The sequence below is a fragment of the Exiguobacterium sp. s7 genome, from assembly GCF_018618195.1.
Taxonomy (GTDB): domain Bacteria; phylum Bacillota; class Bacilli; order Exiguobacteriales; family Exiguobacteriaceae; genus Exiguobacterium; species Exiguobacterium mexicanum_A.
The window spans coordinates 1-2,333 of the sequence record NZ_JACSLO010000030.1 but is presented as its reverse complement, the minus strand read 5'-3'; the positions used below and the strand labels follow the sequence as shown (position 1 = coordinate 2,333).

Below are 2,333 nucleotides of genomic sequence, written 5' to 3'. Positions count from 1 at the left end.
CAACGGAAACGTACACAACTCTGCACTCCTATTTTAGAAAAGAAAAAGGACTTGCCAGCAACCATAATCTCACCCTAACGTTTAAGTTGCGACACAAGAACGTTAGGAGATGGAAGGAATGCTAGCAATGTCCGATATCAATTGTATCAAATATCTGAGAAACCACAAATCACATTCGATCAATCGAATCGCTAAAAATCTAGACCTCAACTGGAGGACGGTAAAAAAATACGCGGATTCAGCTCAACTGCCGAGTGAAACCATTCGCCCCAAGAGAGGCATGATGTACGGAACGAAATGGGGCGAGATGGTCGAGGATTGGTTGACCGAGGATCAAATGCTTCAGAAAAAGTTAAGACGAACGAATAAAAAGCTTTATGAAACGCTGGTGGCGAACGGATTCGAGGGTTCTTACCGGACGGTCTGCAATTTCATCAAGAGCTGGCATATGACGAGCGAGGAGGAAAACGACACAAGGCAAGAACGATTGCAACACCCTCCGGGTGAGGCACAGGTAGATTTCGGGACGATGGAAGTCGTCAAAGATAGTCATGCGGTCGATGTAAAATGCCTCGTCATGAGCCTGCCCTTCAGTAACCGCACAGCAGCTGTCGCCCTGCCCGCAGAAAACCAAGAGTGCTTTTTGACGGGACTCAAAATGCTTTTTGAAGAAATCGGTGGTGTACCGCAACAGCTCAGAATCGATAATCTCCCCGCCGCAGTCATCCAACCACGAACGACAAAAGAAGAGGCGATCTATACAGATGCTTTCCTGCAGTTCATGGCACATTACGGCTTCCAAGTTCAAAGCTGTAATCCTTACAGAGGTAACGAGAAAGGAAGTGTCGAGAACAAGGTAGGATACGTTCGGTACAATTTTCTTGTCCCAGCCCCTGTCATGCATGATTACGATTCGACGAACCGGCAACTCGCAGCTTCCCTACGGGATGACATGGAGAGAGTGCATTACGAAAAGCATGTGCTGATCCGTGAGTTGTTCGAAGAAGAGCAGAGACATCTATTGCGATTGCCGCAAGAAGACTTCCCCGTCTTCAAAGAAGAACTGTTCAAGGTGAACAAGTACGGCGAAATAACGATCGATAAGACGAAAGTCTTGATCCCTTCAGGGGCTCGTCATGGGCAAGTACGCGCCATCTTAAGGTGGGATTCGATGAAGATTCTCTCACTTCACGGAGAAATCCTCTACGAAGAAAAACGTCCCTACATGATGACAAAGCGTGCGCTCCCATGGGAAAACATCATCAGCACTTGGCACAAGAAGCCGAGAAGCTTCGGGCACTCCCGTTATTCCGAATATCTGCCGGGTAGAATCAAAGAGTACCTGGGCGTACCCAACTTACTCGTTCGGCAGGAAAGACTGGCCTGGATCCGAGCCAAGCTCGCACTCTATCCAATCCTCGAGATCAATGAACGCCTATACGAGCTACTGAGCGAGGACGACGATCCAGCCGTGGTTGAGGACCATCCTTATGATGTGGATTGGAGCAAGTACGATAGCCTGAATCGGCCTTGGGGAGAAGGTGGTGCAGTATGAGCCTAAAAGAAATGTGCAAATCGCTCCGCCTTGCCTATGTCGCTGAAATCTATGAATCGATTCCAACGGAATCCCCTGAAAAGTTTCTCACGGAGCTTTTCTCGATGGAAATGCGCCTCCGCGAGGAAGCGAAAGCGCAACGGTTAATCAAAAAGGCAAAATTCATCAACAATAAGTCACTAGACGACTATCATTGGGGCAATCACATCTACTTCCCAAAGCATTTAGATAAGGACGAACTGACCTCACTGAATTTCGTCGAGCACTCACAGAACGTCGTTCTGACAGGGTCCCCGGGTACAGGAAAGACCCATTTGGCCATCGGGCTCGGGAGAGAAGCTTGTCACAAAGGTTATGAGGTGAGGTTCTTCCGGGTCTCTGAACTCGTCGAGCAACTTAACAAGGCCTGGCGGGATGGAAAACTAGGCAACTTCCATTCTCGTCTCGAGTCGGCAGATATGATTATTTTAGATGAGATGGGATATCTCCCTCTCACAAAAGAATCTGCGGAACTTCTGTTTCATCTCATCACCGACTGGTACGAGCGAAAGAGCCTGATCATCACATCCAACCTTGAGTTCAGCCAATGGAATCGCATCTTTGGCGACGCGCGCTTGACTGCGGCACTCGTCGATCGCGTCATCCATCACGCTCACATACTAAACTTTACAGGTGACAGTTATCGTGTCACGCATGCGTTGTCGAAACACTAAAACCCAGCTGGCAAAGTTCTGTACTTTTCGTTGCATTATTGTGCACATTTGTATTGCAAAATACA

General features: G+C 48.1%; 2 protein-coding genes. Both read left to right on the top strand.

Features of this window, described 5'->3' with window-relative positions:
* Positions 1-118: 118 nt before the first annotated feature.
* The gene (istA, locus tag KNP79_RS15495) at positions 119-1,555 is read left to right on the top strand and encodes an IS21 family transposase (protein ID WP_029595511.1); all 1,437 of its coding nucleotides are present in this window, start codon (positions 119-121) and stop codon (positions 1,553-1,555) included.
* Positions 1,552-2,268 carry an IS21-like element helper ATPase IstB gene (gene istB / locus KNP79_RS15490; protein WP_029595512.1) on the top strand — a complete coding sequence of 239 codons (717 nt, stop codon included), beginning with the start codon at positions 1,552-1,554 and terminating at the stop codon, positions 2,266-2,268. Before istA ends, istB begins: the two co-directional genes overlap by 4 nt.
* Positions 2,269-2,333 lie beyond the last annotated feature (65 nt).

What these genes read in the sequence shown, in the direction of transcription:
- istA (WP_029595511.1), top strand. Translation starts at nt 119, where the DNA reads ATGCTAGCAATGTCCGATATCAATTGTATCAAATATCTGAGAAACCAC.
- istB (WP_029595512.1), top strand. Translation starts at nt 1,552, where the DNA reads ATGAGCCTAAAAGAAATGTGCAAATCGCTCCGCCTTGCCTATGTCGCT.